Annotated in this window: 19 protein-coding genes; 11 read left to right on the top strand and 8 right to left on the bottom strand. The window is 67.7% G+C overall.

Annotated features, from left to right (window positions below; all coding sequences use genetic code 11):
• Positions 1 to 145: 145 nt before the first annotated feature.
• The 3 genes from ACZ6DT_RS16235 (at position 146) to ACZ6DT_RS16225 (ending at position 2,603) form a co-directional block, all read left to right on the top strand.
• The gene (locus tag ACZ6DT_RS16235; protein WP_465594985.1) at positions 146 to 1,270 is read left to right on the top strand and encodes a hypothetical protein; all 1,125 of its coding nucleotides are present in this window, start codon (positions 146 to 148) and stop codon (positions 1,268 to 1,270) included.
• An 18-nt stretch (positions 1,271 to 1,288) separates the two neighbouring features.
• Complete coding sequence (locus tag ACZ6DT_RS16230) at positions 1,289 to 1,708, top strand: TFIIS N-terminal domain-containing protein (RefSeq protein WP_465594982.1); 420 nt, start codon at positions 1,289 to 1,291, stop codon at positions 1,706 to 1,708.
• A gap of 211 nt (positions 1,709 to 1,919) precedes the next feature.
• Positions 1,920 to 2,603, top strand: a complete 684-nt coding sequence (locus ACZ6DT_RS16225) for a hypothetical protein (protein ID WP_465594979.1) — start codon at positions 1,920 to 1,922, stop codon at positions 2,601 to 2,603.
• Positions 2,604 to 2,665: 62 nt separating this feature from the next.
• Here the strand turns inward: ACZ6DT_RS16225 and ACZ6DT_RS16220 are convergent, their stop codons facing one another.
• On the bottom strand, positions 2,666 to 4,492 hold the full coding sequence (locus ACZ6DT_RS16220; protein ID WP_465594976.1) for an AMP-dependent synthetase/ligase: 1,827 nt from the start codon (positions 4,490 to 4,492) through the stop codon (positions 2,666 to 2,668).
• 222 nt (positions 4,493 to 4,714) lie between these two features.
• Positions 4,715 to 6,265 (bottom strand): amidohydrolase family protein, encoded by a 1,551-nt coding sequence (locus tag ACZ6DT_RS16215; protein ID WP_465594973.1) that lies wholly within the window; start codon positions 6,263 to 6,265, stop codon positions 4,715 to 4,717.
• A 100-nt stretch (positions 6,266 to 6,365) separates the two neighbouring features.
• Between ACZ6DT_RS16215 and ACZ6DT_RS16210 the strand changes: the two genes are divergently transcribed.
• Together ACZ6DT_RS16210 and ACZ6DT_RS16205 are read left to right on the top strand one after the other, a co-directional pair.
• Entirely contained in the window at positions 6,366 to 6,851 is a 486-nt protein-coding gene (locus tag ACZ6DT_RS16210) for a MarR family winged helix-turn-helix transcriptional regulator (protein WP_465594970.1), read from the top strand.
• A 64-nt stretch (positions 6,852 to 6,915) separates the two neighbouring features.
• Positions 6,916 to 7,050 (top strand): hypothetical protein, encoded by a 135-nt coding sequence (locus tag ACZ6DT_RS16205; RefSeq protein ID WP_465594967.1) that lies wholly within the window; start codon positions 6,916 to 6,918, stop codon positions 7,048 to 7,050.
• A gap of 190 nt (positions 7,051 to 7,240) precedes the next feature.
• Here the strand turns inward: ACZ6DT_RS16205 and ACZ6DT_RS16200 are convergent, their stop codons facing one another.
• From ACZ6DT_RS16200 to ACZ6DT_RS16190, 3 genes are read right to left on the bottom strand one after another with little or no spacing between them, the layout of a single operon-like run.
• The gene (locus ACZ6DT_RS16200; RefSeq protein WP_465594964.1) at positions 7,241 to 8,524 is read right to left on the bottom strand and encodes an NAD(P)/FAD-dependent oxidoreductase; all 1,284 of its coding nucleotides are present in this window, start codon (positions 8,522 to 8,524) and stop codon (positions 7,241 to 7,243) included.
• Positions 8,525 to 8,563: 39 nt separating this feature from the next.
• Positions 8,564 to 9,418 carry an alpha/beta hydrolase gene (locus ACZ6DT_RS16195; RefSeq protein ID WP_465594961.1) on the bottom strand — a complete coding sequence of 285 codons (855 nt, stop codon included), beginning with the start codon at positions 9,416 to 9,418 and terminating at the stop codon, positions 8,564 to 8,566.
• Positions 9,415 to 10,650, bottom strand: coding sequence for a metal-dependent hydrolase family protein (locus ACZ6DT_RS16190; RefSeq protein ID WP_465594958.1), 1,236 nt, complete (start codon positions 10,648 to 10,650; stop codon positions 9,415 to 9,417). The genes ACZ6DT_RS16195 and ACZ6DT_RS16190 overlap by 4 nt, the downstream gene beginning before the upstream one ends.
• A gap of 93 nt (positions 10,651 to 10,743) precedes the next feature.
• Between ACZ6DT_RS16190 and ACZ6DT_RS16185 the strand changes: the two genes are divergently transcribed.
• From ACZ6DT_RS16185 to ACZ6DT_RS16170, 4 genes are all read left to right on the top strand, one after another.
• Entirely contained in the window at positions 10,744 to 11,340 is a 597-nt protein-coding gene (locus ACZ6DT_RS16185; RefSeq protein ID WP_465594955.1) for a TetR/AcrR family transcriptional regulator, read from the top strand.
• A 226-nt stretch (positions 11,341 to 11,566) separates the two neighbouring features.
• Positions 11,567 to 12,736 (top strand): DUF418 domain-containing protein, encoded by a 1,170-nt coding sequence (locus tag ACZ6DT_RS16180; RefSeq protein WP_465594952.1) that lies wholly within the window; start codon positions 11,567 to 11,569, stop codon positions 12,734 to 12,736.
• Positions 12,737 to 12,758: 22 nt separating this feature from the next.
• Positions 12,759 to 13,943, top strand: coding sequence for a sensor histidine kinase (locus ACZ6DT_RS16175; RefSeq protein ID WP_465595683.1), 1,185 nt, complete (start codon positions 12,759 to 12,761; stop codon positions 13,941 to 13,943).
• Positions 13,940 to 14,590, top strand: coding sequence for a response regulator (locus ACZ6DT_RS16170; protein WP_465594949.1), 651 nt, complete (start codon positions 13,940 to 13,942; stop codon positions 14,588 to 14,590). The genes ACZ6DT_RS16175 and ACZ6DT_RS16170 overlap by 4 nt, the downstream gene beginning before the upstream one ends.
• 289 nt (positions 14,591 to 14,879) lie before the next feature.
• Here ACZ6DT_RS16170 and ACZ6DT_RS16165 read toward each other — a convergent pair whose 3' ends face one another.
• The 3 genes from ACZ6DT_RS16165 to ACZ6DT_RS16155 form a co-directional block, all read right to left on the bottom strand.
• The gene (locus tag ACZ6DT_RS16165) at positions 14,880 to 15,890 is read right to left on the bottom strand and encodes a Glu/Leu/Phe/Val dehydrogenase family protein (protein ID WP_465594946.1); all 1,011 of its coding nucleotides are present in this window, start codon (positions 15,888 to 15,890) and stop codon (positions 14,880 to 14,882) included.
• Entirely contained in the window at positions 15,887 to 16,786 is a 900-nt protein-coding gene (locus tag ACZ6DT_RS16160) for a DMT family transporter (RefSeq protein ID WP_465594943.1), read from the bottom strand. Before ACZ6DT_RS16160 ends, ACZ6DT_RS16165 begins: the two co-directional genes overlap by 4 nt.
• A 95-nt stretch (positions 16,787 to 16,881) precedes the next feature.
• Positions 16,882 to 19,026, bottom strand: coding sequence for a hypothetical protein (locus ACZ6DT_RS16155; protein WP_465594940.1), 2,145 nt, complete (start codon positions 19,024 to 19,026; stop codon positions 16,882 to 16,884).
• 653 nt (positions 19,027 to 19,679) lie between these two features.
• Here ACZ6DT_RS16155 and ACZ6DT_RS16150 point away from each other — a divergent pair.
• Positions 19,680 to 21,008, top strand: a complete 1,329-nt coding sequence (locus ACZ6DT_RS16150) for a lysine N(6)-hydroxylase/L-ornithine N(5)-oxygenase family protein (protein WP_465594937.1) — start codon at positions 19,680 to 19,682, stop codon at positions 21,006 to 21,008.
• Positions 21,005 to 22,108, top strand: coding sequence for an NAD(P)/FAD-dependent oxidoreductase (locus ACZ6DT_RS16145; protein ID WP_465594934.1), 1,104 nt, complete (start codon positions 21,005 to 21,007; stop codon positions 22,106 to 22,108). Before ACZ6DT_RS16150 ends, ACZ6DT_RS16145 begins: the two co-directional genes overlap by 4 nt.

Here is a 22,108-nt window from a genome sequence, read left to right as displayed (position 1 = left end):
CGACACATGCTGTGACAAGATGGCCATAGCGTGTCACACTCGATGATCTGGGGATCTCGCGTGGAGCGAGTGGCGGAGAGGTCTTGAATGATCGGGCGTCCCAGCTGACCGGGCCGGCCTGAGAGTGCGGCTGAACGGGGGAAGAATGGCAGGGTTCAAGGTCGATATCGCGTCGGTCTACGCGATCGGCGCGCAGCAAGGACGCCTCGCCGAGGACGCGAGGCAGGTGCGAAAATTCGCCATGCCGGAACTGAATTTGACGGCTAGTGAGGGACTGTTGAATGCCGTCCTTGACGGTCACCAGGAAGTCACTAGCCTTCTTGCCGCTTTCCTTAACACGCTGTCGGAACGGATCGCGGCGCCAGGTGAGGAGGTATTCAGGGACGCGGCGAAGGCCTATGACAGATACGAGGAAGGTGCCGCCGAAAAACTGGACGGCATGTATCCGCGCAGTACTCCCTCGGCGTCACGAAAAGGCCTCGATGATCTACAATCCGCGTCAGCTCCGTTCGCTGACCTGTGCGAACCGGTCGATCGTCTTAAGAAGCCGAAGGACTACAATTCGGAGTATCCCTATACGCCGGAACTGCTGGACGCGATCAGCCCGACCGCCCTATACCGGGATCTCGTGTGGAGTGTCACCGCTATAGCGGCACAGATCGGCGTGCTGGACAGAGCCTTCGACCCCTTCGAGGCGGTCATCAAAGTAGTAAGTGGCGACTGGGCCGGACTTCGCGCCTGCGCGGATGTATTCACCAGCATCAGCCTTGCATGCGGCGACATGGCCACGAACGTCCAATGGTCCGCGCAGCAACTCGATGGATTCTGGGCGGGCAACGCGGCCGACAGCGCGCAGACCTACCTCTTCGAGCTCGCGAAGTCCCTGAAATCCGCGCAAGCCCCCTTCCAGGAACTGTCCGATCAGTACAAGCAGGCCGCGGACGGCGCCCACGAGGTGGGCGAACTGCTGGGTACGCTGATGTGCGACCTGATCGACGCCGCGCTCGCGTTCATGATCGGCCTTCAGGCCGCTGGAGCATCAGCCGGGACCATTGTGGGCGCTCCTGCGGCAGTAGTCATCGCCGAAGCCACCCTGATGTACGAAATCGTCAAGATCGCCGAGATCGTGTACACGGCTTCTAAAGTCGTCGACCTGGGGTTCAAGTACATGGAGATCCTCAACGCGGCAACCGGCGGGCTCGGTATCGTGCTCGTTCCCGAAAACATGCCCCGCCTTGATCCGAGTGGCCCCAGGTCCCTGCCCCGATGACCACGGAACGGACGATCAATGACCGGTGACACCTCCGAGCCGATCACGAATCGATACCGCGATCTCCTCGCTCGGCTCGAGAACACCCCGATCGGCGCGGAGCTTCGCGAGGAGAGCCAGCGGCGCCGCATGCTCTTCCAGCACCTGAAGGACAGCGAGAATCCGGTCGTCGGTGAACTCGCACGGGACCTGGCCGCCGGGAACATCGGGTTGCGCGCGGCCGGAGAAATTCCCGCCTACGCGGACGTCCTGCGCGCGGGCATCGAACGACTGGCACACTTCGACATCCATGCCATGGCCGGCCGTCTCGAAGCATTCCTCGATGCCGCGGAGAGCCCCGAACCCAGCACGGCTCCGTCGAACACCGACAGGCCAGCACCGCAGGACCTGGCGGACGACGACACCCACACCGTGGTCATCACCGAGAACGCGTGGTAAACGCCCCGCCGGCAACCGGGGCCTCGACTAGTTCGCCAGTTCCCGGCGAACCTTTGGGCGACCTCTGCGCAGCTCTCCTGACGCAGCACCTCGAGATCGCCGCTTCGGCGTCCTCAGCCTCGACGCATTCAGCGGAACCACGACGCTCTCGCGCGCGTCAGAGTGACACTCGATGCTACAGTGTCACATCACTCTGACGGAGGCGCGTCACATGTCAACTCGGTTCTTGCCCGTGCTCGCCGCGGGTCTTGCTCTGCTGGTCACCGCGTGTTCCGGCGGTGGCAGCACCGGCCCGGCGGCGACCACCGGCGATTCACCGTTCGAAAGCTCGGACACGGCCCAGTCCGGCCCGAAATACACGCAGTTCGCCGACTTCCCCGGCCAGGCCCTCGTCACCACGGAACCGGGTCTGGACCTGGCGATCCAGGTGAAGGCCGTCGACGTGGTCTGGACACCCGAACTGGCCGGTGTGTCGGCGAAGGCGGGAAAGCACTACGTCGCGGTATATGTGGCGGTGACCGGAGAGCTTGCCGATCGTGGCGTGCAGCGAGCCAAGATCAAGTACCTGCAGCTCCGCTACCACAACACGGCCGGGAAAATGTGCGACCCGTATCAGCCGAAAGAAGTCCCCCAGTACTGCTTCATCGAGGCATATCCCGCCAGTGACCTCAAGACCAAGGTCGCGGACAAGACTTGGCGCGACGCCAGTTGGTCGGCGGACTCCCTGATGGGCAAGAACCTCGACCGGGGTGAGACCGCGATCGGCGTGGTCGGATTCAGCTTGGAGGACGGTACGAACACCGACGGCCTCCAGCTCTGTGGGCCGACCAAGCAGACCACGGTCGACACCGGACGTTTCCCGTGTGTTCCGATCCCGAAGCCGGAAGGGGTGTGAAGCCGGCTGACGCTGTAGCCCGTCACCGTGGTGACCCACTGTTCACGCGGCGGGGCGGCGAGTCATCTCGGCTCTTTCCCAGCGGGGCGGTGGAGGAGCGTGAGCGCGTCGGCGTGTTTGTCGCGGATGACGGCGCGCTTGAGCTTGAGCGTGGGGGTCAGTTCACCGGTGGTGCCGTCCCAGGGCTGGTCGAGCAGGGTCCAGCGTTTGACCTGCTCGACGCGGGACAGCCGGGCGTTGCCCGCGTCCACCGCCCGCTCGACTTCGGCGCGCACGGCCTCGTGCGCCGCTGCCTGGGCGGGTGTGGCGGCGGTGATACCGCGGTTGGCGCACCATTGCCGCCATCCGGTCGGGTCCAGGGTGATCAGCGCGACGAGGTACGGCTTCTCGTCGCCGTGCACGTAGACCGTGCCGATCAGTTCGGATGCGCCCGAGATGGCTTGTTCCACGTTGGCGGGGGAGATGTTCTTGCCCGCCGCGTTGATGATGATCTCCTTCTTGCGGCCGACGATGCTCAGGTGTCCGTCGGGGTCGATGCGGCCGAGGTCGCCGGTGTGCAGCCAGCCGTCGACGAAGGTTTCGGCGTTCGCGTCGGGGCGGTTGAGGTAGCCGGGGACGATCACCCGGCCGCGGGCCAGGACCTCGCCGTCGTCGGCGATCCGTAACTCCACCCCGGGCAGCGCGCGGCCGACGGTGCCCAGTCTCGGCGAGACCATCGAATTGAGTGTGAGCACGGCGGAGGTCTCGGTCATTCCGTAGCCTTCGACGATCGTGACGTCCAGGCCGCGGAAGAACGCCAGAACGTCCGTCGAGATCGGGGCCGCGCCGCTGATCGCCAGCAGCACGCGGTCCAGGCCGAGTGCGGCGCGAAGCTCGCGGTACACCAACGCCTCCAGCACCGCGTGCTGCACGCGGGTCGTGGGGCCGAGTCGCTTCCCGTCGAACCGTGCCCGGCCGACCTGCTTGGCGAGCACCACCGCGCGGCGGATCAGCGCGCGCCGCACGGTGCTGGACTCGGCGACCGCCCGTTCGGTGACCGCGCCGAGGAATTTCTCCCACACCCTCGGCACCGCGAGGAAGATGTGCGGCCGGATCGACGGCAGCACCTTCGTCAGGTCCCGCATGTCCCGTACGTAGGTCACCGTGGACGCGAGGGCGCAGCTCGTGTAGTGCGTGATGATCCGCTCGGCCATGTGCGCCAGCGGCAGGTATGACACCTGCGCGTGCCCCGGTTCCGGGACGGCGCCCAGGTCTTCGACCGTCCGGGTGAGCACTCCGTCGAGCACGGCGCGCACACCGTCGTGGGTGATGATCGTGCCCTTGGGGTGGCCCGTGGTGCCCGAGGTGTACACGATGGTCACCGGGTCGTCCGGCCGGACGAGGGCGGCGGCCGCGCCGACCTCGGCGATTCGTTCGTCCACTGTGGACGAAGCTCGCTCGGTCACGGCCTCGAAGGACAGCACATCGGGCTCGTTGCCGTCGCCGTCGACCACGAGGATCGTGCGCAGGTTCGGCAGCCGGTCGCGGATCGCCAGCCACATATCCAGCCGCGCGGCGTCGACGACGCATACCGTGCAGGCAGAATCCCGTGCCACGTAAGCGAGTTGCTCGGGCGAGAGGGTGTTGTAGTACGACGTCGGGATGGCGCCCGCGAGCAGCGCGCCGATGTCGCACACCGCGTGCTCGGCCCGGTTGACCATGTGCAGCCCGACCACGTCCCCGTGGCCGACCCCGAGGTCCAGCAGCGCGAGCGCCACCGCGGACGCGTGCCGTTCGTACTCCGCCCAGGTCAGCCGCCGGTCCCCGTCGATGAGCGCGACGACGTCCGGATGCCGCGCGGCGTTGCGCCGCACCAGATCGATGACCGTGCCGCGGTCCTCGCCGGTCATCGGGGGGTCATCCGCGCCGTGGACAGACCGAGTCCGGACGCCGCGCCGGGAATCCGGGAATCGCCTGACCGCAGCGAGAGTTCCTCGCGGCCGGGTCCGAGAGGGTGGGTGCCGAACACCGTGCCTGCCTCCGATGACGAGAAGTGGTAATCGAGATTTTCGATTATGGGAGTCGAGAGAGGATCTGGCAATCCCTTCCCCCGAAACCGGAGGCGCCCCGGATCAGCTCCAGGCGAACAAATCCCGCGGTAGGCCCATCGCTGCGAAGAGGTGATCGCGCGATGTTTCGAGGTCCCGGCGCAGCCGGTCCAGGTTCGCGTCGAGCAGTCGCCCTTTCCACTTGCGCACCTTGCCGGCGACGATCACCGTCTCGACGTTGGTGCGGTCCATCAGTGAGACGACCGCGCCCGGCACGCTGTTGAGCGGGGCCACGTTGAGTGCGGTGGCGTCGAGCAGGACGATGTCGGCCTCCTTGCCGGGCGTGAGCGAGCCGGTCTTGCCGTCGAGTCCGAGGTGCTTGGCGCCATTGATGGTCGCGAAGCGCAGCACATCGCGGACGGTCAGCAGTTCGGGCGTGCCCGGGGCCGGCGTCGGCCAGTTGTTCGGCGGTACGAGGCCGCCTTGGTCCAAGATCATCTGATTGACGACCATGCGCTGCATGGTCATGGCGGAGCGCATCTGCGTGAACGGGTCCGCGGCCATCGTCGTCTCGACGTCGGAGCTCAGCGAAGGTTCCATGCCCAGTTCCTGCATCTTGAGGATGGGCGGGGTGCCGTGCCGCATGGTCATCTCGATCGGAAAGGCCAGTGAGACCTGCGCGCCGGCGTCCCGGATCCGCCGCCAGGTCGGGTCGGACATGCCGGTCATGTGGATGAACAGGTTGTCCGGTCCCACCTCGACCCCGCCGGAGCCCTGGGCGACAGCGTCGAAGACGGGCCGCATCCCGAACGACCCGACCGAGTGCGCGGCGATCTTCACTCCCAGCTCGCGGGCGATCCCCCATGCGCGGGTGTACAGCTCCCGGCCGAGGTGGAGCTCACCGCCCATGACCATGCTCACCAACTGGTCGTCGGAGGAGAACCACTGGTTGCTGATGCGGTAGGCGTCCTCCGGGTACCGGGCTTCCGCACGGCCGTCGCCCTCGAAGAAGCCGAACGCCGAACGCCGCCCGGTGTCGACGAGCGCCTGGATCGCCGCATCGGTGTGCTCGGGAGAATGATGGATTTGCGAGACGTCCAGCACCGTCGTGACACCGGCGTCGAGCTGCGAAAGCCCTGCGAACAGCGAGTTGATGTGGACGTCACCCGGCCGGTAGGCGCGCGCGAACCCCTCCAGGATGTGCTCGGCGTAGCTCGGGTACGCGCTCGGCGAGCCCGAGCGGTCGTCGAGGAGCAGGCCATTGGCGAGAAACGCACGCTCCGCCGTCTCGAACAGATGGTGGTGCGTGTCGACGAAGCCCGGCAGGACGACGCGCCCCCGCGCGTCGATCACGCCGGCGCCGGCGGCGCGGATGCCGGGCCGGATCTCGACGATCTTCCTCCCTTCGACCAGGACGTCGGCCACCTCGAAGTTGCCGACGTTCTGGTCCATGGACATCACCGCGCCGCCACGGATGACGTAACGGCGTCCCCGCTGCCCGCTGTCCTTCGGGGGCTGGTCACCGGTGCGCGCCTCGGCATCATCGCCGGCCGTGAACAGGCCCGTTCCGGCAGCGGCAACCGCGGCCGCCGTGGTGGTCTTCAAAAAGTCGCGCCGCCCGGTTCGTCTGCCCATGGTGTGCCTTCCCCGTGCGATGCCTACCCATTCGAGTAGACGTGTCACCTCAATTTACCTATTTGAGTTGATTTATCAACTCATGAGGTAGGGTGACTTTATGGAACGACAGGGGTTGACCGAACGCGAGCTGCGCGCCTGGCGGGTGTCCTTCCGGACGTTGGAGTTGCTGCGGACCCGCATCGAGCAGCAGCTCCAGGCGAGCAGCGGCCTGTCCAACGCCGACTACACGGTGCTCGCGCTGCTGTCTGAGGCGCCGGAAGGGCGGATGCGCGCTTACGAGCTCAGCCGGGTGGCAGGCTGGGAGAAGAGCCGCCTGCACCATCAGCTCACCCGGATGGGCAATCGAGACCTGGTCGCCCGGGAACGGTGCGGCTCCCGCGGCATGGACGCGGTGATCACGGCGAAAGGCCTGGCCGCCCTCAAGGAAGCCGCGCCCGGTCACGCCCAGGAAGTTCGGCGCCTGGTCATCGACCGCCTCACCCCCGAAGAACTCGACCAGTTCGCCGACATCGCCGGCACGATCCTCGACAACCTGCAAGCAACGATGTCGGCCGAGGCCGCGGATCAGGCGCGGGTTCGCTGACGGGCGGCCGGTCGGAGGGTCGGCCACGGCGGGAAGGCGGCCGCGATGCCGGTGAGCACGAGCAGTGTCACCGGCAGCCACCACCATCGCCGCCGCCACCCTGGCGATGAGCGGCACGGCCAGCCACGCCGAGGACGCCACCATGTTCGGCACATCGGTGCACGGAACCGTCCGCAACAACTTCTCCGTGCCGTGGTGAGGTCGGCTCGGTGATCAGTTCGAGTTCGGCGAAGGTCCGTGTGCACCAGGACCGCGCCGAGTCCCTTGACGGTCCGGGGAGGCCGAGCCCGTCGAAGGTGCGTTGGGACTGTTCGGCTTCCGTCCGGGACTTCACCAGCGGGACCTCCCAGCCCGCGTCGGCGAAGGCAACGCCTCGTCGGAGTTCCCGCTCAGCCCATCACCGTGCCCGAGTTCGCGGTGTTTCGGCTGCGCTTACGAGAGAACGCACCCAGGTCGATCTCCAGGCCGGTGCGCGGGGCCCGGAACCGGACGGGCGACGCGTCGTGGTCGACGCCGTTCTCCACCTGGTTGATCAGCTCCGTCATCAGCTGCCCCACGACCGGCGCGTTCTTGAACTGGTTGCCGCTCGTTCCGATCGCGAGGTAGAAGCCCTCGAGTTCGGTGCGGTCGTAGATCGGAGTCCAATCGTCGGCGACGTCGTAAACCCCCACCACGCCGCGCGCCCGGTTGGGCACCGCCAGGTCGGGCAACCGCCGCGCGGCCCGCGTCACCTGAGCCTCGAAGACCGCGGCCGTCGGGTGGATGTCGACGGCGTCCGGGTCGTCGATCCACCGCATCGGATCACACTCCGGTTCCGTTCCGCCGACGAGCAGGTCCCCTCCTGTTTCACCGCGGAAATAGGTGCCCAGATCCATGTCCGCCACCACCGGCCCTCCATAGCCCTCCGGGACCGGCACGTGCGCTACTTCCTGCCTCATCGGGCGCACACCGACCGTGAAGTCGGAACCCACGCCCGCCAACCGGTTCACCGCGCCCGACCACGGACCGGCCGCGTTGACCACGACGGCACAGGGAATCCGGGTGCCGTCCGACAGCCGCACCGACGTCACGCGCCCGCCGGCCTTCTCCACCGCCGTCACCGTGCTGCGAAAGCGGAACTCCGCCCCGCACGCCGAGGCCGCGGCGGCGAGGTTCACGGCGGCGAGGCTCGGGTCCGAGAGGTAACCGGCGTCCGGGGTGTACACGCCACCGAGCGAGTGTTTCGCGTCTTCCCAGAATTCCTCGTCGTCGAGCCGCTTCGGCGGCCAATAGCGGCCGGCGTCGATACCGGGAACGCGCTCGGTCAAGGTCGCGCTGTCCCATTCTTCGTAGGGAACACCGATCTCATCGAACAACGGAAGCCACGACGTACGCGGAGCCCCCTCGACGTCCAGCATGACCAGCCCACTCTTGCGGAACATCGCGAGGTCGCCGACCTCGTGCCCGAGGTGGCCGGCCCAGTCGAGCCAGCCGAAATGCGCCTCCCACGCCGTCGCCACCCCGGCGGTGGTGGAGAAGTTGAAGCGAACGATCGCAGTCGATGCCGAGGTCGACCCCTGTCCGGCCCCTGGGGCCCGATCGAGCACGACCACCCGGTGCCCCGCCCGCGCAAGCTCGAGGGCGATCGACGAACCGATCACCCCTGCCCCGATCACGACCACGTCGGTACTCATACGTCGCTCTCTCTCCTGAAGCACACCCGGTGATCGCGCTTACCGGGCACGGCAGGTCCTGAGGTAGCTGAGGAACGAGGCCTGCAGGCCGGTCAAGTGCGTTTCGCGCAGGATCGCGCTGGTGACGGCTCCGCCGTGTGAGGTGAGGCGGTGAAGGAGGGTGGCCGTGTTCTTCGTGAGGCTCTGGTAAATGGCCAGGTCTCCGAGAAGCTCTCGGTCGTTGAGGGTCACGTGAAGCTTGGTGGCATGCCGGCTGTCACCCATCTCTTGGAGCTGGGCGAAGACCTGACTGTCTTCACTGGCGACGCCGGGACTGCCCGCTCCGATGCTCTCGAAGAGCGTGCAGCCGGTGAGCCAGGTGTAGAGACTGAAAAGTCCGCCGTAGGAGTAGCCGAAAAGGCCGTGGCCGCTCGTGGCTGTGCCGTAGTCGCGTTCGATCCGCGGATGCAGTTCCGCGGTGAGGAAGCTCAGGAACGCGTCGGCGTGGGTGTCGCGCAATTCGGCGAGGTAGGCGTCGGATTCTTCGCGTGTCCTCGCACCCGCTTGAAAGCCCAGTTCCACGGCATCGACGAGTTCCTTGGCGATGGGCTCGCCAGGCGGCACGAGGTCTCTGTTGCGCAGCCGATCCCAATGCTGTGCCTCTTCGCCCGCGTAGCCGACGCTGACCTGGATGTAGGGCTGGATCCGCTGCATGGGATCCAGCTGGGTGACGATGAGCGGAGCCGTCAGGCCCACGGCCCAGTTGCCGTCGAGCACATAGACGGCAGGCGCTTGCGCCGTGGCGGGGTCGTAGCCCGGTGGCGTGGTGACCCAGACGCCGTAGTCGTGCCCACCGCCGGAGCGCATCTCGAAGTAGTCGGTGTCGGCGAGGCAGCCGTGCCACATGGTGCTCATCGGAGGTCCTTCACAACACGTCCGGCTTGGACGACGAGTACGGCGTTGGCGGGGTCGGCGAAGAGTTTCGGATTTTCGAGCGGGTCGCCGTTCCAGAGCACGAGGTCCGCTTGCGAGCCGGGAGCGATGGCTCCCACCTGACCGGACAGGCCGAGGATCTCGGCGTTGGTCTTCGTGGCCGCCACGAGAGCTTCCATCGGCGTCTCCAGCTCTGCGCGCAACATGAGCTCTTCGCCTCGACGGCCCTGAGCCGGACCGATGAGATCGGAACCCAGCCCGATCCGCACTCCGGCCTCCTTGGCGACCGCAAGCGCCTCGGTCATCCGCTCACGAACACCGATCACCCGATCGCGGGCCGACTCGTCGAGGCCGGCTCCGGCCGTGTCATGCAGCAGCTGCTCGACGACAGCGAACGTGGGCACCAGGGCGACCTCGCGAGTGGCCATCAGGGTGGCCGTGGCCTCGTCGAGGTCCGTGCCGTGCTCGACGCAGCGCGCCCCGGCCTCGACCGCGTTCCGAATACCTTCGCTGTTGTGGGCGTGAACCGTCACATAGGTGCCTCGCGCCGCGGCTTCTTGAACAGCGACGGCGATCTCTTCCACGGTGAACTGGGTGTCGGTCAGCCGGTCGTGAGCGCCGACCACTCCGCCGGTCACACAGAGCTTCAGGAAGGAAGCCCCGCGGCGGAAGGCCTCGCGCACATTGGCTCGCAGCTCGTCCGCGTTGCCCGACATCATGGACAGGGCGCACAGACCCGGAACGTGATGGCTGCTCCACAACTCGGTGGGTTCCCAGGCGGCTCCGTAGTAGCCGTGCCCACCGGTCTGGCACTGAACAGGTCCGCACGACAGGACGCGTGGTCCCCGGACCTTGCCCTTGGCGATCGTGGTGACGACGCCGCCGTCGATCCCGCCGGTGTCCCGGACGGTCGTGAAGCCGGCATCGAGTGTCGCGCCCGCCGTGGCGAAGATGTCCGCCGCGATCTCGGCGGCACTGATCCGGAACGAGAACTGCGGCTGGATCAAACTCGACAAGCCCAGGTGAACGTGAGCGTCGATCAGGCCGGGCGTCATCGTCAATCCCCCGGCATCGAGGCGTTCGCCGTGTGCACCGGATGCACCGGATGCACCGAGCCGGGCGATACGCCCGTCCTCGATGGTGACGTCCAGGTCGACGGGGTCGCGACCCGACCCGTCGACGACCGCCGCGCCGACTATCTGAAAACTTCCCACGAGTCGTTCCCTCCACCGTTGCGAGCCGACTGCGAACATGTGCGAGGCGGCACGGCGCGGTCAGCCTTCTTTTCCAATGGATAAACTGTGGGAGTGATCCTGTCAAGCACGGAACGCAAGGGCGACGCACGCGAGCGGCTCCTGGCTCGGCTTCTCGACGCCTTCGACGAGGGCCTTCCCGCACCGGAGGTGTCGCTGCGCGAGGTCGCCGCCAGGACCGAGACCAGCCACGCCCTCCTGCGATACCACTTCGGGTCGCTTCCGGGTGTCTTGGCGGCCATGCTCGAGGCACAGCGATCCCGGGACAACGAGGCGCTTTTCGAGGTCGCCCGGCAGGGCACCTTCGACGACCTCGTCATGGCGATCTGGCGGACCTACACCCGCCCGGAGCAGCTGTCCCGTGTCCGCGGCTTCTTTCACGTCGTAGGACTGGCGGCGTACAGGCCAGAGGACTTTCGTGAGTTCATCGACTCGCTCGACGACCTGACCAAGATGCTGGCCTCGCTCGCGGAACGCGAAGGCTTCGACAGCAAGGAAGCGCTGACCACGGCCTCCGTCACCATCGCCGCGATCCGTGGCCTGCTCCTCCAGGAGGTCCTGACTCCGGCAGTCGCCTCGGAGGACGCGGTCGCCTTGATCCTGCGCATGAGCAAGGGCCAATCCGTTCCACGGACACATCCGGGGCCTTGACGACGGCGCAATCTGCTCAAGTACCGCAGAGGCAGGGCGGCTCGGAGCGGCTGCCTGCGGCGACGATCACCGTCGCGACGTCGTGCAGTCCGACGTGGGTGAACGCCTAGAACCGTTGCCCGTGAGCGCATCAATCGATCGGTTGATCCGCCGGGCTCGCGGTTGATCCGGACTTCAGTCGTTCCGTCGATGTTCGGCGATGGGCCTGGCCAGCACGCTGGTGCGCATGTCGTCAAGTGAAGCAGGTGCCGGCCCAGTCGCCCTTCGCGAGCGGGCGTTCGCGCCGGATCTCGCTCGTGGGTTGATGCTCGCGTTGGTCGCGCTGGCGAACTCGGTGCTCTACCTCTATGACCGCCCGTACGGCGCGCGACAGCACATCGTCGAGCACGACCTGCTCGACCGGGTGGTCAGCATGCTCAACGTGGTTTTCGTGGAGGTACGCGGCTACCCGATGTTCGCCGCGTTGTTCGCTTATGGCGTCGTGCAAATGGTGCGGCGACAGCAGGCCACGGGCATCCCGGACCACGCGATCGACCGGGTGCTGCGGCGACGGTTCCGCTGGCTGATCGTGTTCGGGTTCGTCCACGCGGTACTGCTGTTTCCCGGTGACGTGCTCGGCCTGTACGGGGTACTGGGGTTCGCGCTGCTGGCGATGCTGCGGGTCAAGGACCGGACGTTGCTCACCATCGCCACGGGCTGGCTGGTGGTGGTCGCCTTGATCCAGGGCATCGCCTACGTGACCCCGCCGGGCAGCGGACAACGCTCCTTCTTCTGGTCTTTCGCGGTCAGCGACCCGGCCACCGCCCTCGCCCTGCATCCGGTGGAATGGGCGATGACACCGCTGGGACTGCTCGGCGTCGGCAGCGCCGTCCTGGTCGGTGTCTGGGCGGCGCGGCGCGGGGTGCTCACCGAGCCGGAACGGCACCGTAGGCTGCTGGCCCGCACCGCGATCGGCGGACTCATCGTGGCGGTGGCCGGAGGCTTGCCGATGGGTCTCGCGGTCGGCGGATTCCGGGCCCCGGAATCCGGTCTGGTCATGTGGGTCTTCTCGGCCGCGCATTCGGTGACCGGAGTGGCGGGCGGTCTCGGCTATGCGGCGCTGATCGGCTTGCTCGCCTTGCGGATCCGGGACCGGCGTGGCCCGGTGGTACTGGCGATAACCGCGTGCGGGCAGCGCTCGCTCAGCTGCTATCTGTTCCAGTCGGTGGTTTTCGTCGCGCTGCTGATGCCCTACACCTTGGGCCTCGGCGGCACGTTGGGATCGGCCGGAGTCGCCTTGCTGGCCTTGGGCACCTGGCTGGTGTCGGTGCTGCTCGCCGACGGGCTGCGGCGGGTGGGCAAGCGCGGACCGGCGGAGGTTCTGCTCCGGCGGCTGACCTATCGGAACTCCCGCTGACAAGATGGGCCGGGTGACGTCGATGGAGGAACGGCTGGAACGGCGATGGAACCGGGCGTGGGCGCTCGCTCCGTACGGACTGCTCGGGCTCGCGACCATCCTTTCCCTGGTCTTCGATACGACCACCTCGCCGGACCGGCTGGTCACCCTGGCCATCGTCGCGGGGCTGAGCGGGTGGCACGGCTGGTTCATCGTCGCGCATCCGCGGTGGTGGGAACGTCAGACCTTGGCGATGACCGTGTACTTCGCCGGGTTGCTGGCAGGCACCGTGGTTCTCGTGCTCCGCGGCGACAGCTTCCAGTTGTTCGTCCCGATGTGTTACGTGCTCGCGTTCGTCGCCCTGCCCGGCTGGCTCGCCTATGCCGGGGTAGTGCTCGCGAACATCCCGTGGCTGGTGCTGTCGGGTACCGAACTCTGGCGGACGTTGCTCGATCTCGCGATGGTGACACCGCTGGCCGCGTTGATCGGCTGGGCGATCCGGGGGATGGAACGGGAGGCGATCCGGCGCCGGGAGGCCAACGGCAGGCTCGTCGCCATGGCGGCCGAGAACGCCGAATTGCACGCGCAACTGCTGGCGCGGGCCAAAGACACCGGTACCGCGGAGGAACGCGCCCGGATCGCCAGGGAAATCCACGACACCGTCGCTCAGGGATTGACCGGGATCGTCACCCAGTTGGAGGTCGCCGAGGAACTGGCGTCGGCCGAGGGGCCGCTGCGCGGCCGGATCGGCACCGCCCGGCGGCTGGCCCGCTCGAGCCTGGTGGAGGTTCGCCGTTCGATCGAGGCACTGCGGCCGGGCCCCCTGCACGACGCCAGGCTCGGTGACGCGGTGGCCGCCGCGGTCGCGACATGGCGGGAGCAGTACGGCGTCCCCGCGACTTTCGTCCTGACCGGTACACCGCGACCGATACATTCGGAGATCGAGGTGATGATCCTGCGGGCGGCGCAGGAAACCCTCTCGAACGTCGGCAGGCACGCACAGGCAAGCAGGGTCGACATCACCCTGTCCTACATGGAAGACGTGATCATTCTGGACGTCCGCGACGACGGCACCGGCTTCGACACCCAGGTTTCATCCGCCGGATTCGGGCTCATCGCCCTGCGTGAGCGGGTACGGCTGCTGTCCGGCACGGTGGACATCGAGTCGGCACCGAGGGCGGGGACGGCGGTCAGCGTCAGCGTCCCGATGATCGAGGTGGCCCGATGACGTCCGTGCGGCTGGTGATCGTCGACGACCACCCGGTGGTGCGGGACGGCTTGCGGGGCATGCTCGGCACGCAGCCGGACCTCGAGATCGTCGGCGAGGCCGCGAGTGGCACCGAGGCACTGACCGTGGTGGCCGCCACCAGCCCGGACGTGGTGCTGACCGACCTGCGTATGCCCGCCCCGAGCGGCGCCGCGTTGATCCGGCTGCTCAGGGAACGCGTTCCGGCCACCCGGGTACTGGTGCTGACCACGCACGACACCGACTCCGACGTGTTGCCCGCCGTCGAGGCCGGGGCGATCGGCTATCTGCTCAAGGACGTGCCACGCGAGGAGCTGTTCCGCGCGGTGCGTGCCGCGGCTCGCAACGAAAGCGTGCTCTCCCCGTCGGTGGTCGCGCTGCTCCTCAACCGAGTCCGGCCGCGAAAGCCGATGACCGAAGCCAAACTGAGCGCACGGGAACGCGAAGTCCTCGCCCTGATCGCCCGCGGCAAGATCAACCGGGAGGCCGCGGCCGAGCTGCACATCAGCGAGGCCACCGTCAAAACGCACCTCCTGCACATCTACGCCAAACTCGAGGTCCCTGACCGGGCCTCCGCGGTCGCCGCCGCGTATCAGCGGGGAATTCTGCAGTCAGAACGCGACGCCTGAAAGGCTGTCCGGTGCCACAGCAGGGAACAATGGACGCCTACAACCAAGCCGGCGACGGCAAGGGTCGGTCGCGGTGGTAAAGCGTCTCATCGTCATCCCTGGAACACCCGCGGTTTCGGATGGTGCCGTGTGGATCCGGTCCCTTCCACTGTCCTTGGTCGGCGACGGGCGGCCGTTCGCGATTCGGTGCGGACCGAGTCGGCGCGGACAGAGGGCTTCGCTCAATCCAGTGCGCTGTCCGGCCGGTCCGTCGGGGGCCTGGCCGCGGTGCTGGGTCTGTGACGAGAGATCAAACCGCGTCGAGTCGCGCTTGCGCGAGGTCGTTCGCCGCCTGAGTGGTCGTGATACCTCGGTCTTTCGAGCGTGCCAGCAGATCCGAGATGACCTCCCCGACCTTGATGACTTGCTTGCGTGCCGTTTCTTCGGTGTGATTCAGAATCTGCGCCTGCAGGAAGATCACGCCGCCCGAGTTCACGCAGAAGTCCGGCGCGTAGACAATGCCCCGTTCGCCCAGTTCGCGAGCCAGCTCTGGGGACGCCAGCACATTGTTGGCTCCGCCCGCGACGATCCGGCACCGCAGGTTCGCCACCGTGTCCGGGGTGATCACCTCGCCCAGCGCACAGGGCGCGAAGACGTCCAGCTCTCTGGTCGGCAACGTGTCGGCATCGGCCACCGTCGCGCCGGTCTCCGCGGCGAGTGCGGTGGCGCGCTCCTCGACCACATCGCTTACCAGGACTCGCGCGCCGTCTTGGACGAGTAATCGGACCAGTGCGCTTCCCACATTGCCCGCGCCCTGCACGCCGATCCGCAGGCCTTTCAGGTCGGCATGGCCGGAGAAACGAGCGCAAGCCTTGATCCCGGCCGCTACGCCCAGCGCGGTCCACGGCGAAGGATCGCCCTGCGCGCACACGGGAGAGGTCACTTCGCCGATCGTTCGCAGGTCGCCTTGATCGGTGCCTATGTCATTCACCGGGATGAACCGTCCCCCGAACGTGGCGATCGCCCGTCCGTGAGCCAATAGCCGTTCCGGCGTCTTTTCGGAGGCGTCCGCGGGGATGATGCTCCAGCCGCCGCCCAAGTCCAGCCCGGCCGCGGCGGCTTTGACTGTCATGGCGCGGGCGAGGGCGAGGCATTCGGAGACGGCGTCGTCCTCGCTGGCATAGGGGCGGACGCGCACGCCGCCGAGCGCCGGGCCGAGGCGCGTGTCGTGCACCGCGACGATCGAGCGTGCCGCGCCGGCCGAGTCCCGGTCGACGACGACCCGTTCGAAGCCGGTCAGGGAGAGTTCTTCGACGGTCAAGAGTCCTCCACGGTTTTTCGGGATCGTCGGCGGGACACCGCCACGCCGATCAGGCAGAGCGCGCCCCCGGCGAACGACAGCGCGGCGGGGACCTCGTCGAGTGCCACCCAGCTCAAGAGAACCACCAGCACCGGCACCAGGTATGTCGTGGCGCCCAGTTTCCCGGCCGTCGTCCGGGACAGCGCGTACGCCCACGTGGAGAACGCCAGCGCGGTGGGGAACAGGCCGAGGTACACGATCTCCAGAACGGCGCTCGACGGTGCCACCGACACCTCCCGCACCAGCGAGCCGGCGAACGGCAGGCACACCACCGCCCCGACCACGTTGCCGTACGCCGTCACCTGCAAGGCGGTGGCGTGCCGTAGCGCGGGCTTTTGGGCGACCACGCCGGTCGCGCTGCCCGCCGCGGCGAGGCCGCACAGCAGCACACCGAGGAGGCTCGCGCTCCCGCCGTCCGACGACGCGAACCCCACCAGGACGGCGCCGGCGAAGCCCAGTGCCAAACCGACCATCAGCTGCGGGGGGAACCCTTCCTTGAGCAGCCAGCCGCCCAGTGCCGCCATCAGGATCGGTGCCAGGTTGATCACCAGTGAGGCGGTGCCCGCGTCGATCCGCTGCTCACCGGCGTTCAAGGCGACCATGTAGACGCCGAACCACGCCACTCCCGAAACGAGGATGCCCGGCCAGGCCGGTTTCGGTGGGAGCCCTTGCTTGCGCACCACGAGAAACGCGCCCAGTGCCAGCGCGCCGGTCAGGAGCCTGCCCAGAGCGAGCGCGCCTGCGGAGATGTGCTCGCCCGCGTCCCGGATCACCACGAAGGCCGAAGCCCACAGCACGATCGTGACGCCTGCGGCGGCGAGCGCGCGCAGGTCGGTTTTCTGGTGTGTGGTGGTCACGATCGGCTTCGATCCCCTCGTCCCCACTGGGGGCCGCCGCTTCACGTCGCGCTCTGACGGCCCGCGTCCGGCCGCGTCCACGGCCCGGTTTTCGATCATAACGGCGGGGCGGGGGGCCGGCAGTCCAACGCGGCCAGTTCCGCGACGCCCTCGGCCTGCCGCTCCGGGAGCAGGTAGAGGGTGCAGGCTCGTTCGAAGCGGGCGCCGATGGTTTCCCATCCGGCGATCGCTTCCTTCAGCGCGGCGTGGTCGCCGTGCGCCCTGCCACGGGCGCGGGCCAGACACGCCGCCGCCCAAAGGTTTTCCTTCGCGGCGGGTTCGGCGGCGGCCAGCAGCGCCTCCGCCCCGGGAGTACCGGCCACGACCGCGGTTTCGGCGGCGACCGCCCAGGCGTAGGCGTCGTAGAACTGGTGCGCGCTGTCGTACCACTCGTTTTTCGGTACCAGCGCTACGGATTCCGCGGTCTGAACGTCACCATGGTGCAGAGCGACGCGAGGGAGGACGAACGCCGCGAAACTCTCCCTGAGCCCGCTGTGCACCCCGGGCTCCGACAAGGTCAGCGCCCGGTCCGCCCAGGTGTCGTAGCCCGAGGAGTTCCCGCGGAGGCCGTGCACCATGCCCGCGGCCAAGGCCGCCGGGGCCATCCAGCGGGCTGCGGGACGGCCTAGACGTTCCCAGGCGTCCCAGGTGGTTTCCGCGTACTCCAGCGCCTCGTCGAACCGGCCGCTGAGGGACAGCGGCACGACGAATTTGCTCGCCCGCATGTAGAGGCCCCGGAAGGGGTCCTCCCAGGACGTCTCGGCCGCGCGCACCGCATCCGGCAGCCTGCCCGCGGCGAGCGCGACCAGCGGCACCACGTGCAGCGTGTCGATGACCTCGACACCGATGTTCGGTTCGTGGCGGGGGAGCTTCTCGAAAAGCGAAAGCCGCTCGCCACAGGAAAGGTGGGCGCGGGCGAAGCGGCCGGCGGCGCCGTCCGCGCTGGCGACCGCGTCCAGTGCCGCGGAGATCAGCACCGGCTGGTCGGTGGCGCGCGCGGCGTCCAGCGCGATCATGGTCAGGTCCGGATCTGGGGTGGTCTTCTCGCCGGTGGCGTTCCACGCCCGCGCGGCCGCGAGATAGGCCTCGGCGACCGGATCGCCGTCCGGTGCGGCACGTTCGGCCTCGGCCAGCAACGTGACCAGCCGTTCGTGCGGAACCAGGTCGGTGAACGTTGCCGGGAACCGGTTCCCGACGCAGACCGCGTAGGCGAGGGCGATCGCCGTCCCCGATCCGTCGCCGCCCGCCGTGGCGCGTTGCGCGGCCCGCTGAAGCAGCGTGAACGCCGGCTCGCCCCGGTGTTCACTCATGGCGACGTCGGCGGCGGTGCGCAGGTCACGCGCCGCCGTGCGGTCGTCGGGTGCCAGCCCGGCGGCCAGCTCGAAGGTGCTTCGCGCCTCGGCGAGCAGCTGTCGTGCGTAAAGGAGTTCGGCCAACGTGCGGGCGATGTCGTGGTGGCGGGCATCCGGTCGGCTCGCCGCGCGCACGGTGGCCCGCAGGTCGTCGGCGATCAGGTCGAACCGGTGACGCCAGTCTCCGCCGGTCTCGATGGCGGCTCGAAGCTCCGCGGATTCTTCCGCCGCCCAGCCGACGCGCCGCTCCATCACGTCGGTTCCCGGCCGGGGCAGGATCTCGTGAACCTCCGGCGACAGGCGCCAGCCGTCCTCGTCCCGCTGGATCAGGCCGTCCGCCGCGAGCCGGGACAGCGTGGCCTCGGCCTCGCCCGGCGTGATCCCCGCCAGAGCCGCCGCCATTCTGGCGTCGAAAGTGCGGCAGTGCGTGGAGAAGGTGGCCAATTGCGCGATTTTCTTTTCATCACGAGGGTTCCAACGCCCGGACAAGGTAATGACGTGTTCCGCGTGGATGCGAAGCGGATCGGGCGATTCGGCCAAAATCGTCAAGTTCGGACAATGCTCCAGCAGATCGGCGAGCAGTTCGGGAACGTCCGCGCAGTCGTGTCCGCAGCCTCGGACGACCAGCAGCGGACGGCCGTGGCGCAGCGGTGCGCGCAGGGCCTCGAAGAGAGGTTCGGCCGGTCGCTCCACAACCCCTAGTGCGGCTGCCGCGGCTTGCGCGAACGTATCCGGGAGACGGCCGGCCGTCAGCATTGTGACACCGGAATAATCGCTACCCGCGGCTCCGGTGGCCTGGGCGATCGCTTCCGCCCTGGCGGACGGTGAGCCGCCCGTGATCGTCGTCAACCGGTTTTCTGTCAGACTGTCGATAATCTCCTCCGGATCTTTCACGACTCCAGCTTGGCAGGACGTGGAGAACTGACAAGCCGGAAAGGTATTTTCACGCGTTCGGCGCAAGCCGAACGTCGAGTGGCGATTTCGCGAAAGTGTCCATTAAGGACGGACAATGGTCGGAACGGCTGCGTCCATATCGGCCATGTGGTGGCGTGAACATGGCGGACGGTGCACAAAATCGGGCAAAATTCGGAGATTTCCGTTGTGGTTCACCAGAAAATCACCACTTGTCGTGTGCTGTGGGTTATCTACGTGCTAGCGTTGCTGTTGACGTCAGTGATGGCGGCGGAATCGGCTTGAACGCCAGTTGTTCATGGTGTGGTCCTTATCCGCGACAGCTCGTTCGCGACGGTGGGGCCTGGGGTGCGCCGAGCGGCCAAGACAGCCAACCCGGTTCAGCGAACAGGGTCAATTCAGCGTTTCCTCGAACTGGAGTGCGGATCGCTCGCGCCAGAGAGCACTCGAATCCTCGATGGCGCGACGCACTGAGGACCGTTCACGAAAGTACAGGTGACGGCAGTACGGAAAGGGGTCCCGATGCGCGGAAAGATCCACAACAGCGGAACACGACGGCCGGATGCGGCCCGCGAGAGGAGAGTCTCGAGGTGACTGCTCCTTCACCGCGCCGTCCGGACCAGGAGACGGCGCACTACCACTGCCTCGGAGTCGGAGTGGGGCCCGCGAACCTCAGTTTGGCGTCCTTGCTGCACGACCGGGACGGGGTCGCGAACATCTTCGTGGACCGGGAAGAGCGGTTCGGCTGGCACGACGGACAGCAGATACCGGGCGCGACCCTGCAGGTGTCGCTGCTCAAGGACCTGGTCACGCTGTCCGATCCGACCAGCCGCTTCTCCTTCCTGTCCTACCTGCACGAACAGGGCCGGATCTACCACTTCATCAACGCCCAGTTCGATGCCGTGCCACGGCAGGAGTTCCGTAACTACCTCGAGTGGGCCAGTAAGGCCAACGAGAACGTCCGCTTCGGCGAAGAGGTCCGTGAGGTCGACTTCGACGGTTCGTCGTTCGTCGTCCGCACCACCAAACGAACGGCCACGGCGGACAACGTCGTGGTGGGGATCGGCACGAAACCCTGGGTGCCCGAACCAGCGCGCGGAAAACTCGGCGGATCACAGTTCCACGTCGCCGATTTCGTATCGCACAGCCGGGATTTCGCGGGAAAACGGATCTCGGTGGTCGGCGGCGGGCAATCCGGCGCCGAGGTCTTCCTCGACCTGCTTTCCCGCCCCGTGGACCAACTACCGCGCCGGGTGACCTGGGTTTCCCGTCGGCACAACTACTTCCCGATCGACGACACACCGTTCACCAACGAGTACTTCGTTCCCAGCTATTCCGACTACTTCTTCGGCCTCGACCGTCCCGCCCGGGTGGCGCTCAACGCGCAGAACGTGCTGACCAGCGACGGGATCTCCGAGTCCACGCTGCGGGAGATCTACCAGCGCTGCTACGCCCGCCGGTTCGTCGATGGCGCCGATGACCTTTTCTCCCTCCTGCCCAACCGGACTGTCACCGGCGTCACCGCGGACCGCGACGCATGGGATCTGACCGTCGAAAGCAACGACGACCCGGGCCTGGTCGAGCATGTCGAGGCCGATTCCGTGGTCTGGGCCACCGGCTATCGCCCCGCGACGGCGGACTTTCTTTCGCCGCTGGAGGACAGACTCGCCCGGGAGGGCGAGGAATACATCGTGGACAAGGATTTCGCCATCCGCTGGGACGGCCCCCGCGACCGCTCGGTGTTCCTGCAGAACGGAGTCCGCGAACAGCGTGGTCTCGCCGACCCGAATCTGAGCCTGATCGCGTGGCGCAGCCAGCGGATCGTGGACCGGTTGCTCGGGGTGCACTCCAACGAACAGCTCGAGCCCTTCATCGACTGGGCGGGCAAGCACACCACCGACGCGCTGGACCGGACGTGAGCGCGGCGACGGCCGGCACCGCGCATCGAGCCGCCGGCGACCGGGATGCGGGCGTCCGGGGTCGAGTCGACATCGCCGTGCTGGGCGGGGGCATCATCGGCTGCCTGACCGCTCGCGAAATCATCCGGCGCGCGCCGGAGGCGTCGGTGCTGCTGCTCGACCGCGAGCTGGTCGGCGGCGGAGCCTCACTGCGGTCGGCCGGGTTGCACGTCCCGCGAGGCGCCACCGCGGCGGTGCGCGAAATGGCCCGCTTCAGCCAGGAGCACTACCGCGGGTTGCTCCAGGACCGTCCCGGGTTACCTCTTCACCCGGTGGCCATGCGAGTCGTGGGCACTTCCGCCGACGAGCCGAAACTGCGCACGGACTATCTGCCCGAAGCCGATCTCACCGCCACCGATGACCTGCCGGATGGAGTGCTTTTGCCGCCGGGTTCGGTCGCCTGGTCGGTCCAAGGCGGCCATTACGCCGACGTGGCTCAGATGACCCGCGCCTTGACCGCCGATCTGCGCACGGATGCCGAGGTACGTGAGGCGGTGCGGGTGGAAGCGGTGACCGAGCACCGGGATGGTGTTGCCCTGCGGCTGGGAACCGGGGAGGACCTGACCGCGGGCAAAGTGGTGCTCGCTCCGGGGCCGTGGCTGGCCGCCCCCGCGTGGCGGGCGATGGTGGCTCCGTTGAGGGCGAGGGTGAAGAAGGTCGTCGCACTGCACGTCGGCGGACGGCCTGCCCCGCACGACGCGGCCGTGATCTTCGAGCGCGAAGACGCTTTCCTGTTGCCGTTGCCCGAACGCGGGCACTGGCTCTTCAGCTACACCTGCCCGGAATGGGACGTCGATCCGGATGCCCCGTCGAGGGGACTGACCGGACACAACCTGGACGAAGCACGGGAGATCCTGCGGCGTCACGTCCCCGCGATGGCCGCCGACCGAATCTCCGGACGAGTCTTCTGCGACGCCTACAGCGGTACCGGCGAGCCCGCGGTGCGTGTGCTCGGCGATGGCCGGGTCGTCTTCGCGGGCGCGGCGAACGGGTCGGGCTACCGGCTCGGGCCCGCCATCGCCGCCCGCGCGGCCGACCTGCTCGAAATGGGAGGAAGTTGA

The organism is Amycolatopsis sp. NPDC041971 (assembly GCF_055588925.1).
The sequence above is the reverse complement of the archived record's forward strand: the minus strand, read 5'-3'. Positions and strand labels throughout refer to the sequence as shown.

Excerpts from the sequence above, each read along its gene's own strand:
- ACZ6DT_RS16235 (WP_465594985.1), top strand. The coding sequence starts at position 146 with ATGGCAGGGTTCAAGGTCGATATCGCGTCGGTCTACGCGATCGGCGCG.
- ACZ6DT_RS16230 (WP_465594982.1), top strand. The coding sequence starts at position 1,289 with ATGACCGGTGACACCTCCGAGCCGATCACGAATCGATACCGCGATCTC.
- ACZ6DT_RS16225 (WP_465594979.1), top strand. The coding sequence starts at position 1,920 with ATGTCAACTCGGTTCTTGCCCGTGCTCGCCGCGGGTCTTGCTCTGCTG.
- ACZ6DT_RS16220 (WP_465594976.1), bottom strand. The coding sequence starts at position 4,492 with ATGACCGGCGAGGACCGCGGCACGGTCATCGATCTGGTGCGGCGCAAC.
- ACZ6DT_RS16215 (WP_465594973.1), bottom strand. The coding sequence starts at position 6,265 with ATGGGCAGACGAACCGGGCGGCGCGACTTTTTGAAGACCACCACGGCG.
- ACZ6DT_RS16210 (WP_465594970.1), top strand. The coding sequence starts at position 6,366 with ATGGAACGACAGGGGTTGACCGAACGCGAGCTGCGCGCCTGGCGGGTG.
- ACZ6DT_RS16200 (WP_465594964.1), bottom strand. The coding sequence starts at position 8,524 with ATGAGTACCGACGTGGTCGTGATCGGGGCAGGGGTGATCGGTTCGTCG.
- ACZ6DT_RS16195 (WP_465594961.1), bottom strand. The coding sequence starts at position 9,418 with ATGAGCACCATGTGGCACGGCTGCCTCGCCGACACCGACTACTTCGAG.
- ACZ6DT_RS16180 (WP_465594952.1), top strand. The coding sequence starts at position 11,567 with ATGTCGTCAAGTGAAGCAGGTGCCGGCCCAGTCGCCCTTCGCGAGCGG.
- ACZ6DT_RS16175 (WP_465595683.1), top strand. The coding sequence starts at position 12,759 with ATGGAGGAACGGCTGGAACGGCGATGGAACCGGGCGTGGGCGCTCGCT.
- ACZ6DT_RS16170 (WP_465594949.1), top strand. The coding sequence starts at position 13,940 with ATGACGTCCGTGCGGCTGGTGATCGTCGACGACCACCCGGTGGTGCGG.